This window comes from Streptomyces sp. DSM 41931 (assembly GCF_050271085.1).
GTDB lineage: Bacteria > Actinomycetota > Actinomycetes > Streptomycetales > Streptomycetaceae > Streptomyces > Streptomyces albogriseolus.
Genome location: NZ_CP189902.1, coordinates 2,966,551 through 2,980,524, shown reverse-complemented (window position 1 = coordinate 2,980,524; position 13,974 = coordinate 2,966,551). Strand labels below are relative to the sequence as shown.

The following is a 13,974-nucleotide window of genomic DNA, read 5'->3' as shown; positions in this document are numbered from 1 at the left end:
GGTAAAAATGTTCGTCAGGCTGACCGGCGTTCAGCACACTGAACGCAATGGGGACATGAAGAAGCCCCGGGGAACCTCTCCCCGGGGCCTGTCTCAGCGCAGCTCTTCGGGGCAGGGCGTGCCCCGCTCACCCCACTTGTACGGGGCCGCCAGCCGGTACGTCCCCGCCTCGGGCGCCAGCAGCACCGTCCACTGGTCGCCGTTGGCGTCCTCCTCCGTCTCCATCAGACAGCCGTGCACGTTCTCGTACGTCTTCGGCTCGCCCTCCGGGCGGTTCTCGGACTCCTCCGTCTCCTGCGGCGGGTCCAGCGCCTTGCCCTCGGCGTCGACCAGGCCCAGCCACGGCGAGTACGGCACCCGGATCAGGATCCGGCCCGGCTTCTCCACCCGCAGCGTCCACTCGCCCTGCTCGGCGCGCTCCACGACCGTATTCGGCTCCGCGAGCGGGGTCGGCGCCTGCACCTCGAACAGCTGCCAGTTGGCGTCGCCCCAGACCTGCTTCAGATACGGCAGCCCGCCCTGCACCAGCTCCCGCTCCCGCTGCCCGCCGTCGCCGTCCGGCTCGTCCTTCGGCAGCACCACGTAGTGCACGCCCCAGCGCTTCAGCCACTCGCGGTAGTTCGCCGCGTTGAGGGTGTCGTCGTAGAAGAGCGGGTTGCGCTCCATGTCCGCCTGCCGGTTCCAGCCGCGCGCCAGGTTCACGTACGGCGCCAGCGCCGACGCCTCGCGGTGCGAGCGGGCCGGGACGACCTCCACCCGGCCCTGCTCGGCGCCGACCTCCTGGAGCTCGTTCACCAGCGGCGCCAGCTCGCGCGCCCAGGACGCGGCGGGCGTCGTGTTCACCACGTCGTTCACCGACTTCACGCCGATCCAGCAGGTGAAGCCGACCACGGCGACGACCAGCGCGTACCACTTGAGGGTCCGGGGCGCGGCGAACGGCAGCGCCGCCACCAGCACCACACCGCCGAACAGCATCGCCAGCCGGGTCATGTTGGACCCGATCTGCGAGCTGATCAGCCAGACCAGCACCACCCCGAGCCCGTACACCGCCGCCGTGATCCGGACCGTCTTCCAGTCCTTCGGCACCAGGACGTACACCAGCACCGAGTACGCCAGCGGCAGCACCACCGAGCCGAAGCCCATCGGCTGCGTGCCGGAGAACGGGAACAGCCACGCCGACACCGCGACCACCGCGCTGGGCGCGAGCCCCAGCGCCCACGCGCCCGGCCGGCGCTTCTGCAGGAACAGCGCCACCGCCACCAGGCCCACGAACAGGCCGGCGACCGGCGAGGCCATCGTCGCGAGCGCCGCCAGCGGGGCCGCGCACAGCGCCTTCGCCCAGCGCTTGTACCGCCACCGGTACGGCCAGCAGAAGACGACCGCGACGGCGCCGAGCCCGAACATCGTGCCCAGCCCGTACGTCACCCGGCCGGAGGCGGCGTTGCACAGCAGCGCGAACACACCCGCGAGCGCCGCCCACAGGGGGTTGCGCACGGACCGGCTGCGCATCAGCACCAGTGTGAGCAGACCCGCCGACACCGTGCCGGCGATCATCATCGTGGTCCGCACGCCGAGCAGCGACATCAGGTACGGCGACACCACGCTGTACGACACCGGGTGCATCCCGCCGTACCAGGCGAGGTTGTACGCGGAGTCGGGGTGCCGGCCCACGAACTCCGCCCACGCGTCCTGCGCGGCGAGGTCGCCGCCGCTGTTCGCGAAGGTGAAGAACCAGACGACGTGCAGCAGCCCGGACAGCGCGGTGACGGACAGCACCGGGTGGCGCAGCATGCGGGCGCGCACGGCGAGGACGGCGGTTCTCGTCCGGCCCGGGCGGTCACCCCGAGGGGTGTCACCCTGAGGGGCGCCCCCGTCCGGCGCCTTGGCGGCGCGCTCCGCTCCGGATGCGGGTATTCGCGGGCCGGATCCCGGGCCCGGGTTCGCGTCGTCGGCGTGTGTCGGCTCCGCTGTCGCCACCTGTCGGCACTCCCCGTGATCCCGTTCCTCGCCCGTTTCCTGCCCGTTTCGTGACGCTAGCACGCACCCCGCGGACCGTCCGCCCGGGTGGGCGGCGGTCCGCGGGGCGCGGCCGTCGTCGATCCGCCGCCGGATCAGGCGACGCGGGTCAGCTTGTCCGTGAAGCCGGGCTCCACGAGGTCGTCCTTCAGCGCGACCGGCACCTTGACGGCGCCGTTCTTGCCGTCACCCACGGTGAGCGTGCCGACCTCGGTCCCGGCCTTCGCGGTGTGCGGCAGCTCCGTCCCGGCGAACGTCAGCTTCACCTCGAGCCCCGCCCAGCCGACGGCCTTGACGTCCTCGGTGACGACGACCGGGGTGTGACCGCCGAGACCGTCGTCCGCGTACCCGACGACGGCGCCCTTCTTCAGGATGGTCTCCGCCCGCAGCGCGTCCTGGCCGGCCAGGATGAGCTGGTGCCCGGCGTCCAGGGCGCCCGACAGGATGGTGTTGTCCTCGCCGCCCTCGGGCTGGCGCAGCACCGCGCCGACGATCCGGTACACCTCGCCGTCGACGTCCTTCTTCGCCGCGAAGGACAGGTTGCCGAGCGCGGAGGTGGTGGTGCCGGTCTTGATGCCGACCACGTCGTCCCGGCCGACCAGACGGTTCCAGTTGCCGTGCTTCTCGCCCTTGTAGTCGACGTACTCCATCATCGCGGCGACCTCGCGGAACACGGGCTGTTCCATCGCGGCCCGGGCCAGCTTCACCTGGTCCACGGCGGTGCTCACGGTGGTGTCGTTCAGACCCGACGGGTCGGTGTACGTCGTGTCCGACATCCCGAGGTCCTCGGCGGCCTTGTTCATCTTGTCGACGAACGCCTCCTCCGACCCCGCGTCCCAGCGGGCCAGCAGCCGCGCCACGTTGTTCGCGGACGCGATGAGAATCGCCTCGATCGCCTCCCGCTCGCTGATCGCGTCGCCCTCGGTGACGTTGACGGTCGACTCCTGCCCGGCGTCGGACTGCTGCTCGGCGAGCGCGTCGACCGGGATCTTCGGACCCTCGGCGCCGCTCTTCAGCGGGTGGTCGCGCAGGATCACGTACGCGGTCATCACCTTGGCGACACTGGCGATCGGCACGGGCTTCTGCTCGCCGGAGGAGCCGAAGGTGCCGATGCCGTCGACGTCCAGCGCGGCCTGGCCGCTGTCCGGCCACGGGATCTGCGGCTTGCCGCCCTCGAAGGTGTAGCTGTCCTGGGCGGTCAGCACCAGCGTGGGCGTCGGCAGCGGCCGGACGTTCTGCACGACCGCGAAGACGATCACCAGCAGGAGGACCAGCGGCGTCCAGATCTTGATCCGCCGCACGGCCGTCCGCAGCGGGGTCTGCGGGGGCGGCGGGGTGTTGGTCAGCTCGGCCAGCAGGTCCAGCGGCGGCTTCGGCGGCAACGGCTGCTGCGTCGTCCGCTCCGGGCCGACCTGCGGAAGGAACGTCGTCGACTCCGCCGCGGCGGGGCCGCCCTGACGGGGGGTCCTCCTTATGGCGGGGTCGTCCTTCAGCGCGACGAACTTGCTGGTCCGCTCGGCCTCGGCGGCACCGCCGCGCTCGCGGGCGGCCGCGTCGCCCAGCTTCAGCATGGTGGTCGGCTGGTCGACGCCCGGCTCGGCGGGCCGCGGCGTCCGGAACACGGCGGTGGGCTGATCGACGGGGGCGTCGTCGCCGCCACGGTCTTGGCCGCCCTCGGGGTCGGCGGCCTTGCCGTCAGCCTTGCCGGTGCCCTTGCCGTCGTCGGCTTCGCCTTCGTCCTCGGTCGTGGCTGCCTTGCCGTCAGCGGCCTTGTCGTCGCCGGTCTTGCCGTCGTCCTTGCCGTCGCTCGCTTCGCCGTGGTCCTTGGCTGCGGCTGCGTTGCTGTCGGCGGCGGCGTCGTCGTCCTGGGGCGTGGCTGCCTTGCCGTCAGCGGCCTTGTCGCTGCCCTCGTCGTCGCCGGTCTTGCCGTCGCCCTTGCCGTCGTCGGCCTTGGCCGCGGCCGCCTTGCCGTCGCTCGCTTCGTCGTCGTCCTTGAGCGCGGTCGCCTCGCCGTCGGTGGCCTCGGCCTCGCCGGCTTCGTCGGCGGCGTCCTTGCCGCTGGGGGTCTCGCCCTTCGGGGCGTCGCCCTGGTTCTCGTCCGAGGCGGCATCGGCGGACGGCGCGGCGTCCTCGGCCGCGTCGCCTGACGGGCCGTCGTCCTCGCCGTCGTCGGCGTCGGCATCGGCCTCACGAGGGCTCTCGCCCTCGTTCTCGTCGCTCGCGGCGGGCTTGACGTCCGCGTCGGCGCCGGAGGCGTCCTCGCCCTGCGAGGACTTCTCCTCGTCCTTCGGCTCCGCCGTGCGCACCCAGGCCGCGACGGCCTCCCGCAGGCGCCCCTCACCGCCCTCCGCGCCGTCGTCACGGCTCTCGGCATCGACGTCGGCGTCGGCGTCATCCGAGGCCGGCGTCTCCTCCGGTGCGGAGGCCGAAGCCTCCCGTACCGACAGCACACGCGTGGCCGTGTCGGTCTTCCGGCTCTCCGAGCCGCCCGTCTCACGGGCCACCGCGAGGCGGGGATCCTGCCTCTCGGGAACCGGCCCGGCGCTCCCCGACGTCTGTTCTGCCGACGACTCGCGCTGCTTCGACCTGTCGGGGGACTCGCCCGCCACCGATGCCTCCTCCATGTGCCGCACGCCCCGCGTGCGCCAACCGACCAACCGAACCGTGAACCGCCCGCCCGTGACAGCGCTCCGAAGCGCTGTCCGAACCATGTACCAGTGTCCTGTGTGCGGGCTCGCCCCACGCGGTAGACGAGAACGACATACCTACTGGTTCCACTACGAACCGGTCACGCACCCTCGACAGACCAATGTGAGAGGGGTCACCCTGTCATTCATCCACGCGGGGAGGCATGGATGGGCAGGAGCCGCAGAACACTTCCGGAGGAGCTTCTGCTGCTGGCACTGGACCCGGCCACGGGTACCACTGCACAGCCGCAGTCGCTCGACCTCGGTCTGGCCGGAGCACAGCTAGTGGAGCTGGCGCTGGCCGGACGGATAGCCCCAGACGGGGATCGTATCGCCGTGGTGGTGCCACGGCCGACTGGAGACCCAACACTGGACTGCGCACTGGAGTTGCTGCGAAGGCGTGGCGCTCCCGTGCGGGCCGTCCACTGGATCGGCGGGCCCCGACTCGGGCTCCGCCAGACCTACCTCTCGCATCTGGAGCGGTGCGGCATGGTGCACGCCGTGGCCGGCCAGATGTGCGGGGTCTTGCCGACGACCCGGTACCAGGCGACGGACACCGAGATCAGCCGGGAGATCAGGGCCCGGCTGGACTCCGCGATCCGCACCGGCGTCCCGCCGGACCCGCGGACCGCGGCGCTCGCCGCGCTGGCGCACGCGGTCGGCCTCGGCAAGCACCTGTACCCGGGGAACGAGGGTCGCTCCTCGCGCTCCCGGTTGCGGGACCTGATCCGGCACGACCCGATGGGCGGACTCGTCGCGCACGCGGTGATGGACGTCCAGAACGGCGCCGCGGCCCAGCCGCGCCGCAGCTCCGCACCGGCGGGCCGGCAGGCCCCCGGCAGGGGCGCACCGGAGCCCGCCCGCGGCGTTCCGGCGCAGCCACGCCGCGGTTCCATGGCGCGCGCCGCCGTCCACTGAGCCGTACGTCCCCCAGGCTCGGCAGGGCACGGCACCACCACCGGATCCACGGCACCGCAGACCCGGTCACGGGAGCCGCTGTCCGAGCGGGGCGGAGAGAACACACGGGCTCTCTCCGCCCCGCTCGGCATGCCCGCGGGCGCGCCGGTCGTATATCCACCATTTCCCAGCGGTAGTACGCACGGTGGTGGCAGTCTGCTCATCGAGCAGACACATGAAGTGACACGTACGAGGTCCCCGTACACAGTGCGAGTACGAGGCACGCAGCCGGAGGTGCACGTCCCGTGGCGTCCAATGTCAATCCCACCGTCCGGCGGCGCCGGCTCGGCCAGGAGCTGCGCCGGCTCCGTGAGCTGAAGGGCATGACGGCCGAGGAGGTCGCGGAGCGCCTGCTGGTGTCGCAGTCGAAGATCAGCCGGCTGGAGAACGGCCGCCGCAGCATCAGCCAGCGCGACGTGCGCGACCTGTGCGGGGTGTACGAGGTCGAGGACCAGCGGATCGTCGACTCGCTGATGCAGATGGCCAAGGACTCCCGCCAGCAGGGCTGGTGGCACGCGTTCGGCGACATCCCGTACAGCGTCTACATCGGTCTGGAGACGGACGCGGAGTCGCTGCGGGTGTACGAGCCGCAGATCATCACCGGCCTGCTGCAGACCCGCGCGTACGCCGAGGCGATCGTGCAGGGCGGTTCGCCGGAGTCCAGCGAGCAGGAGAACGACAAGCGGGTGGAGGTGCGGCTGCGCCGGCAGAGCCGGATCACCGCCGAACAGGACCCGCTGCGGCTGTGGGTGGTGCTCGACGAGGCCGCGCTGCACCGGGTCGTCGGCAGCCGGCAGGTGATGCGCGAACAGCTCGAGCACGTCCTGGAGCTGAGCCAGCTGCCGCACATCACCGTGCAGGTGCTGCCGTTCGAGGTCGGCGCGCACGCGGGCATCAACGGCCAGTACTCCATCCTGGAGTTCGCCGACGCGGCCGACTCCAGCGTGGTCTACATCGAGGGCGTCACCAGCGACCTGTACCTGGAGAAGCCGCACGACGTGCAGAAGTACACGGTGATGTACGAGCACCTGAGGGCGCAGTCGCTGAACGTGGAGCAGTCGCGGCGGCTGGTGGAGCGGCTCGCGAAGGACTACGCACGCTGAACTCCCCTTACAGAAGCGGGGGATGATACACCGGCGACCCGGACGACTGGAAGCCCCGGCCGGAATAAGCCATCCGGTCGAGTGAACGACACCTCCGGACGCCGAGGGTGACGAGTAGCGTCGATCACGCCAACCAGCACCGACGGTTGGCGCAATCCGTTCTGCGGTCCACGCCGGAATGCGCAGGCCGGTGACAGCAACTCAGCATCTGGCTACGGAGCGAACATGGCAATTCGTCTGGGCGCCACGGACACGTGGACGACGTCCTCCTACACCAACAACAACGGCGCGTGCGTGATGGTCAGGTCGACCACCGAGGAGGCGCTGGAGCTCGGGGACACCAAGATCCCCGAGGGTCCGAAGCTGGCGTTCCCGGCCGACGCGTGGAATGCCTTCGTGGCCTCGGTCACGTCCTAGCGCCCTCCGGCGCAGGCGGCAGCACCACCGACAGGCCCTCTCGACGAGTCCGCCGTCCTTGCCGAGAGGGCCGGCTCGCGCCCGCGGGCTCTCACGGCCCGGCTCTCACGTCCCCGGCTCTCACGTCCCCCGGCCGGAGGCGGCCCGGCGCACCCGCTCAGGACGGCACGCACCGCCCCCTCACCGGCACGACCCGCCGGAACCGCCCGCCTCCCGCCGGACGAGGGCACGGCCGGCCGCAGGAACCCCCCGCGACCGGCCGCACACCACCGAGTCCGCCGCTCAGCCCGCGGTCGCCCTCACCTCCGCGACGGGGAAAGCGACGTCGCACACCGGGTCCTGCGGGCCCGCCGCGTCCCAGTCCGCGAAGTAGATCTCACGGCAGGGCCCCGCGTACGTCAGCCCCTGCTCCCGCATCCACGCCTCCACCGCCTCGAAGGCGGCCAGGATCTGCGGGTGCGCGACCTGCGCCTTGGTGATCCTGGTCCGGGCCAGCCGCATCGCCGGCTCCACCCGCACCACCGTCCCCCGCGCCCGGCCCCGCTCCGCGGCCCAGGCGCGGGCCGCCGCCCCGTCGGCGACCGGCACGCACGCCTCCGCGGGCCCGTCGCTCTCCACCGACACCTCGGAGTGGTACACGACGAACGGCGACCCGGCTACCCCACCGCAGGCGCGGGCGCCCGCCTCCAGCCGTCCCAGCGACGCGCCGATCCACGCCGGCAGCTCGTCCGCCAGGATGTGCCGCGACTCGGTGATCACCACCTGCTCCGGCAGGTCCACCGTCTCCACCGTGAACTTCCCGTACATCTCGAGGCTCCTCCCCGACAACCGTCCACGGAGATAGTCGGCGAGCGTCCGCTGCGAGGCGTGCCGCGCCTCGACGTCGGCCCAGTACGCGTCCAGCCGGCGCGCCTGCGCCGCCCCGTCGCCCGCGTCCACCACCTCGGCGATCCGCGCCAGCGGCATGTCCAGCTGCCGCAACAGCGCCACCAGCCGGGCCTGTTCGACCTGGCCTGTCCGGTAGTACCGGTAGCCGGTGTCCGCGTCGACCCGCGCCGGCGCCAGCAGCCCCAGCCGGTCGTACAACCGCAGGGCCTTCGCCGACAGGCGGCTCCGGGCCGCGAACGCCCCGATGGAGAGCAGCTCCTCGTCCACGTCGACATTCTCCGTCACCGGGCGGTCCCTCCGCCCGGTGACGCAGACCCTCGCCCTTGCCCCAAGGGCAAGGTCAACGGCACGGCCCGCGGGTGGGCCGGAGGTCAGCCGAGGGCCTTCTCCACGGCCGTCACGACCTCCGCCGACTCCGGCTCGGTCTGCGGCGAGAAGCGGGCCACGACGGCGCCGTCCCGGCCGACGAGGAACTTCTCGAAGTTCCAGCGGATGTCCCCGCTGTGCCCCTCGGCGTCGGCGAAGCCCACCAGCCGCTCGTACAGCGGGTGCCGGCCGTCCCCGTTCACCTCGACCTTCTCGGTCATCGGGAACGTCACCCCGTACGTCGCCGAGCAGAACTCGGCGATCTCCTCCGCGGATCCCGGCTCCTGCCCGAGGAACTGGTTGCAGGGCACGCCCAGCACGGTGAACCCGCGCTCCGCGTACCGCTCGTGCAGCCGCTCCAGACCCTCGTACTGCGGGGTCAGCCCGCACTTGGAGGCCACGTTCACGACGAGCACGGCACGGCCCGCGTACTGGGACAGGTCGGCCGGACCGCCGGTGAGGGCGCCGATCTCGACGTCGAGCGGCGAGGCGCTGGTGTTCTCGGTAGTCGTCATGGTGCCGACCCTAGCCCCGCCCCCTGACACCCTCCTGACCGCCCTGACGAGAACCCGCCGCCGATCCGAGGCCCCCCTGCGCCCTATTCGTCGGGGTCCTCGCCCTCCGCCAGCCGCTCCGCGATGTCGTCCGCCCAGGCCAGCGCCCACCGCCGCAGCTCCTCGACCGCGGGCGCGTCCAGCCCCTGCGCGCGGAACTCACGGTCGTCGAGCCACTCCGTGCCGGTCAGCCGGGACTGCAGCTCGGCCAGGTCGAAGGTGTCGGGCGCGTGCCGGCGCCCCAGCTCCTCCAGCTCGGCCGGACTCCACCGGTCCGCGGCCGCGTGCACGTCCACCAGGTCACGCGGCAGCCCCCGGTCCGCCAGCGCCCGCACCCGCGTACCGACCAGGTCCTCCAGCGACAGCGCCGGACCGGCCCCGGTGGTCACCGGCGGCCGCCACAGCACCTCCTTGCGGAGATCGACGCGCCACCGGCCCCCGGACGCCTCGTCCCCGACGACCAGCCGCGCCGCCAGCGGATCGACCGCCGGCGCCTCCACGGGCCACCCGCGCTCCTCCAGCCCCGCCCGCACCGCCCCGGCGATCTCGGCCATGCCCGCGGGGTGCTCGGTGGCCAGATCCACGCCCTCGCTCACCCGGCCGTCCACCAGCCCGTGCGCCCGCACGGCCTCGCCGCCGGCCAGCACCAGGCCGTACGGCGCCCCGACGGCGAGCAGATCGCCCGCCAGCCGCTCGTGCACGGCGTCCACGCCGAGGGGAGGTGAGGTCATGCCTCGATTATCGCGGTGGGGACGCTCCACCACGATCGGGTGAATCCGTCCGGTACGGGGCAACGAGTCGCATACCTCGCGGGTCACCTACGCGCACGACAGGAACGACCGGACCGCTCAAGGGAGGCCCCGCACCATGACCCAGCCGAACGACCCGAACCAGCAGCCGTATCCGCAGCCGCCGGGGTACGGCTTCCCCGGCACCCCGCCCCCGCCGCCCTCGAAGCGCGGCCGCTTCGCCAAGTTCGCGGGCTTCGGCTGCGCGGGCATCCTCGGCCTCGTCGTCGTGATCGCCGCGCTGTCGGCGAGCGGCGGCGACTCCGACGACGGCGGGAACACGGCGGCCGACTCCTCCGCCACCGCCTCCGCGTCCGCCGGGGCGGAGGAGGACGGTCCGAAGAAGAAGGAGCCCGAGCAGGGCGGCGGCCCGGTGAAGCTCACCGCGGAACGCGCGGAGTTCAGCAAGAGCATCCTGGCCGACGGCAGCGACTACACCAGTGTGCGGGTCACCGTCGTCAACGACGGCGACGACGACGTGAGCGTCAACCCCCTCTACTTCACGATCACCGACACCGACGGCACCAAGCACACGGTCGAACTCGGCGCGGACGAGCAGCAGATCGACACCGTGGACCTCGCCCCGGGAGAGAACATCTCCGGCACCGTCACCGGCAAGGGCACCTTCACACCGAAGTACGTGACCTACACCGACGGCCTCCTGGGCGACCCGGTCCGGGTGAACGTGTCCTGAGGCGTCACGTTCCGGGCGTACGGAGACGTGCCGGTCCGGTGAGTCCGCAGGTCAGAGGCGTGCCGTGGTCGTGTCCCGGACAGCGGGCGGCGCGCCGGGGAGCGCCCCGCATAGAATCCGGCCCATGGTGAAGCCCGACGAGCTGATCGTAGACATCGCCGCCCGCGTCGAATCGGGGCAGAGCAGTCAGATGTCTCTGACCGTGGTCACCGGTGGTGCCGTCATCACCGGCCGGCTGGCTCCCGAAGCGGTGTGGCGGAAGAGGGTCGCGGAGGTGCTGAACGCCTCCGAGCGGCTCGGTGAGTTCGCCCCCGTCTTCGACGCCCCCGTGAAGAACGACGGCCCGCCCACCCACCTGCACTTCCACGTCGCCCGGATCATCCAGGGCACGGTCGGGGTCCCGGAGACGGGCGGGATGTACCGGGTGGCGATCGAGGACGTCAGCGCCTGGACCGTGGGGGACTTCAGCTACTCCGACCAGTGAGCGCGCGTCCCGCGGCTCTTGCGCCGTTCATCTGATGGCCTTAAGTTACCGACCAGTAGGCCACAGGTGAACGGAGCGCCGCCATGCCCACGCTGGACCGCCACGAGAACGTCTTCGTCCTCGACCTGGGAGACGGCGAGAACCGCTTCCACCCCGACTGGATCGCCGCGGTCGGGGCCGCGCTCGACGAGGTGGAGAAGGCGGAGGGCCCGCGCGCCCTGGTGACGGCGGCGACGGGCAAGTTCTGGTCCAACGGCCTCGACCTGGAGTGGCTGTTCGCCAACGCGGACCACTACCACGACTACGTGGTCTCCGTGCACGAGCTGTTCGCGCGGATGCTGTCGCTGCCGGTGATGACGGTGGCCGCGCTCCAGGGCCACACGTTCGCGGCCGGGGCGATGCTCTCCCTGGCCCACGACTTCCGCGTGATGCGCGCGGACCGCGGCTTCTGGTGCCTCCCGGAGGCGGACATCGACATCCCGTTCACCCCGGGCATGTCGGCGCTCATCCGCGCCCGCCTGACCCCGCAGACGGCCCACGAGGCGATGACGACGGCCCGCCGCTACGGGGGCACGGACGCGGCCGCCGCGTCGATCGTCGACCGAGCGGTCCCGGAGGACGCGGTCCGCTCCACGGCTCTGGACCTGGCCGCGTCCTTGGCCGGCAAGGCCGGCAACACCCTGGGCACCATCAAGTCCCGTCTGTACACGGAGGTCCTGACGACCCTGAGGGACACGACGAACCCGCTGGGCTGACGCCGTCCCCTTCCCCCCTGTCCTCTGCTCCCCGCGAGATGCGGGCGCCGACCCATGCCGCCGACTCACCCGCCTGGATCTCCCGGACTGGGCACGCGGTGCGATCCGCCGGAAGCTGGACCGAGACGCCATGACCGGGGCCGCCTCCGTGCTGCCCCTCTCCCAGGAGCGTGATGATGGCCCGGAACCGCTGCCTGATCCAGAGCTCGCCGTCCGAGGTCTGGAGCCTGCTGTCCGACGGCCACCGGTACGGGGAGTGGGTGACAGGAACGCAGCAGGTCCTCGCCGTGGACCCGCAGTGGCCCGAGGTCGGCGCCCGGCTGAATGTCCGCGTCGGCGCCGGTCGGCTGACCCTCGACGACACCTGCGTCGTCCGTATCTCCGAACCGCGACGCCGCCTGCAACTGGAAGCGAAGGCGGGGCCGTTCGGCGCGGCTCGCATCGCCATGACGTTGCTTCCCTGGGGCGAGCACACCCTCTTCACCCTCGACTGGCACCCCCTCCGGGGCCCCGGCACACGGATGCACGGGCTCCCCGTCGACTACGTCGTCAGGGTCCGCAACGGCATGATGCTGACGAAGCTCGCCCGGATCGCGGTCCGCGAGCACACCGCGGCCGTTTGAGGCGCCATGCGGACACCGGGACGGGTCGCCGAACGGCCGAAAGTGGGGCCGCAGCGCGGCCGGTGGGCTGGTAGACCGTGACGAGGAACGGGCTGTGCCGCACCTGAGTAAGGCCTCCCCGGCGGGAGACCCGCACAGCCGAAGGACGCGGACACCGATGCCGACGGGACAGGGGCAGGGCGATGGCGACCACCGCAAGCGAGGCCAGGGCGGACGCGGCTCCGGCGGGACTCCAGTTGCCGGGGATCGTGCTGGGGGTGGGGCTCGGCGGATTCGCCGACGGGATTCTCCTGCACCAGCTCCTCCAGTGGCACCACATGCTCACCAGCACCAACGACGACCGTATCGGACTGAAGTACTACAACCCCGACACGGTCTCGGGTCTGGAGATGAACACCGTGTGGGACGGCGTCTTCCACGTGGTGTGCTGGCTCGCCGTCCTGACCGGGCTCGCGATCCTGTACTCCCGGGTCACCCATCACCGGCGCCGCGTGTGGACCTCCCGGGCGCTGTGGGGCTGGGTCCTGGTCGGCTGGGGGCTGTTCAACCTCGTCGAGGGCGTCCTGGACCACCACATCCTGGGTATCCACCACGTCTACGCCGGTGACGGTCAGATCTGGTGGGACCTGGGCTTCCTGCTGCTCGGCGCGCTGCTGGTGGCCGGCGGCTGGCTGCTCCAGCGCGGCGGGCAGCCCTTCGACCCCGAGGCACCCGCCGGCCGGCAGGCGCGGCGGACCGCCTGATGGGGCACGAGCATCCCGTTCCCGGCCAGGAATTCGGCAGCAGTGTGCTGGAGACACTGGTGCCCGCGCTCGCCGCGCTGGTGTGCGCGCTCACATATCTGCGCCTCGCCCAGCGGGCACGGCACCGGAATCCGGTACGAGGCTGGACCCACTGGCGCACCGCGAGTTTCCTCACCGGTCTGACCCTGCTGGCGGCAGCACTCCTGCCGCCGGTCGCACCCTTCGCGCACGCCGATTTCCGCGGGCACATGGTGCAGCACCTGCTGATCGGCATGTACGCCCCGCTCGCCCTGGTGCTCGGCGCCCCCGTCACCCTGCTGCTGCGCACCCTGCCCGCCGCCCGCGCCCGCCGCCTCACCGCCGTCGTCCACAGCACCCCCGCGAGGCTGGTGGCCCACCCCGCCGTCGCCCTGCTGCTGTCCACCGGCAGCCTCGCGGTCCTCTACTTCACCCCGCTCTACAACGCCGCCAGTGCCCACCCGGCCGGGCACTGGCTGCTGCACCTGCACTTCCTGCTGTCGGGGTGCCTCTTCGCCTACGTGATCGCCGGGGTCGACCCCGCGCCGGCCCGGCCCGGCGTCCGCGCCCGCCTGGTCTGGCTCGGCCTGGCCATCGCCGCCCACGCGGTGGTCTCGCAGTTGATGTACGGCGGCTTCTGGACCCACATCCACGCCCCCATCCCCGAGGTCCAGGGCGGTGCGGAGATCATGTACTACGGCGGTGACATCGCCGAACTGCTCCTCGCCGCCGCCCTCGTCGCGACCTGGCGCCCGCAGCCCCGCACCCGCCCGTCACCGGACGCCTCACCTGCCCGAGGCGCCGCCCCCGCCTGAGCGCGCCGCCCGCTGAAGGGAGGCGAGCGGGGCCGGCCAGATCCGGCGGACGCCGGTTGAGAAGAC

At 72.2% G+C, this 13,974-nt stretch carries 14 protein-coding genes; 9 read left to right on the top strand and 5 right to left on the bottom strand.

Annotated elements, in window-relative coordinates:
* Nucleotides 1–93 precede the first annotated feature (93 nt).
* On the bottom strand, nucleotides 94–1,977 hold the full coding sequence (locus ACP7TJ_RS13720) for an MFS transporter (RefSeq protein ID WP_176710917.1): 1,884 nt from the start codon (nucleotides 1,975–1,977) through the stop codon (nucleotides 94–96).
* Between the two features lie 134 nt (nucleotides 1,978–2,111).
* Nucleotides 2,112–4,640 carry a D-alanyl-D-alanine carboxypeptidase gene (locus ACP7TJ_RS13715; RefSeq protein WP_427763319.1) on the bottom strand — a complete coding sequence of 843 codons (2,529 nt, stop codon included), beginning with the start codon at nucleotides 4,638–4,640 and terminating at the stop codon, nucleotides 2,112–2,114.
* Between the two features lie 231 nt (nucleotides 4,641–4,871).
* On the opposite strand from ACP7TJ_RS13715, the gene ACP7TJ_RS13710 reads away from it, so the two are divergent.
* From ACP7TJ_RS13710 to ACP7TJ_RS13700, 3 genes are all read left to right on the top strand, one after another.
* Nucleotides 4,872–5,621, top strand: a complete 750-nt coding sequence (locus tag ACP7TJ_RS13710; protein ID WP_193459163.1) for a GOLPH3/VPS74 family protein — start codon at nucleotides 4,872–4,874, stop codon at nucleotides 5,619–5,621.
* A 284-nt stretch (nucleotides 5,622–5,905) separates the two neighbouring features.
* Nucleotides 5,906–6,763: a helix-turn-helix domain-containing protein gene (locus tag ACP7TJ_RS13705; RefSeq protein WP_093768919.1), complete on the top strand. Its 858-nt coding sequence runs from the start codon at nucleotides 5,906–5,908 to the stop codon at nucleotides 6,761–6,763.
* 225 nt (nucleotides 6,764–6,988) lie between these two features.
* The gene (locus ACP7TJ_RS13700; RefSeq protein WP_167743395.1) at nucleotides 6,989–7,180 is read left to right on the top strand and encodes a DUF397 domain-containing protein; all 192 of its coding nucleotides are present in this window, start codon (nucleotides 6,989–6,991) and stop codon (nucleotides 7,178–7,180) included.
* A gap of 282 nt (nucleotides 7,181–7,462) precedes the next feature.
* Here ACP7TJ_RS13700 and ACP7TJ_RS13695 read toward each other — a convergent pair whose 3' ends face one another.
* From ACP7TJ_RS13695 to ACP7TJ_RS13685, 3 genes are all read right to left on the bottom strand, one after another.
* Complete coding sequence (locus tag ACP7TJ_RS13695) at nucleotides 7,463–8,353, bottom strand: MerR family transcriptional regulator (protein WP_427763316.1); 891 nt, start codon at nucleotides 8,351–8,353, stop codon at nucleotides 7,463–7,465.
* 86 nt (nucleotides 8,354–8,439) lie between these two features.
* Entirely contained in the window at nucleotides 8,440–8,949 is a 510-nt protein-coding gene (locus tag ACP7TJ_RS13690) for a glutathione peroxidase (RefSeq protein ID WP_093768916.1), read from the bottom strand.
* 83 nt (nucleotides 8,950–9,032) lie between these two features.
* Complete coding sequence (locus ACP7TJ_RS13685) at nucleotides 9,033–9,719, bottom strand: nucleotidyl transferase AbiEii/AbiGii toxin family protein (protein WP_093768915.1); 687 nt, start codon at nucleotides 9,717–9,719, stop codon at nucleotides 9,033–9,035.
* 136 nt (nucleotides 9,720–9,855) lie between these two features.
* Here ACP7TJ_RS13685 and ACP7TJ_RS13680 point away from each other — a divergent pair, with 136 nt between their 5' ends.
* From ACP7TJ_RS13680 to ACP7TJ_RS13655, 6 genes are all read left to right on the top strand, one after another.
* Entirely contained in the window at nucleotides 9,856–10,470 is a 615-nt protein-coding gene (locus ACP7TJ_RS13680) for a DUF4352 domain-containing protein (protein ID WP_427763314.1), read from the top strand.
* A gap of 124 nt (nucleotides 10,471–10,594) precedes the next feature.
* Complete coding sequence (locus tag ACP7TJ_RS13675; RefSeq protein WP_093768913.1) at nucleotides 10,595–10,954, top strand: hypothetical protein; 360 nt, start codon at nucleotides 10,595–10,597, stop codon at nucleotides 10,952–10,954.
* 83 nt (nucleotides 10,955–11,037) lie between these two features.
* Nucleotides 11,038–11,709: an enoyl-CoA hydratase-related protein gene (locus ACP7TJ_RS13670; RefSeq protein ID WP_427763312.1), complete on the top strand. Its 672-nt coding sequence runs from the start codon at nucleotides 11,038–11,040 to the stop codon at nucleotides 11,707–11,709.
* 176 nt (nucleotides 11,710–11,885) lie between these two features.
* Nucleotides 11,886–12,332, top strand: coding sequence for an SRPBCC family protein (locus ACP7TJ_RS13665; protein ID WP_093768911.1), 447 nt, complete (start codon nucleotides 11,886–11,888; stop codon nucleotides 12,330–12,332).
* A 182-nt stretch (nucleotides 12,333–12,514) separates the two neighbouring features.
* Entirely contained in the window at nucleotides 12,515–13,075 is a 561-nt protein-coding gene (locus tag ACP7TJ_RS13660; RefSeq protein WP_266546888.1) for a DUF2243 domain-containing protein, read from the top strand.
* Nucleotides 13,075–13,908 carry a cytochrome c oxidase assembly protein gene (locus ACP7TJ_RS13655; protein ID WP_427763310.1) on the top strand — a complete coding sequence of 278 codons (834 nt, stop codon included), beginning with the start codon at nucleotides 13,075–13,077 and terminating at the stop codon, nucleotides 13,906–13,908. Before ACP7TJ_RS13660 ends, ACP7TJ_RS13655 begins: the two co-directional genes overlap by 1 nt.
* Nucleotides 13,909–13,974: the final 66 nt, after the last annotated feature.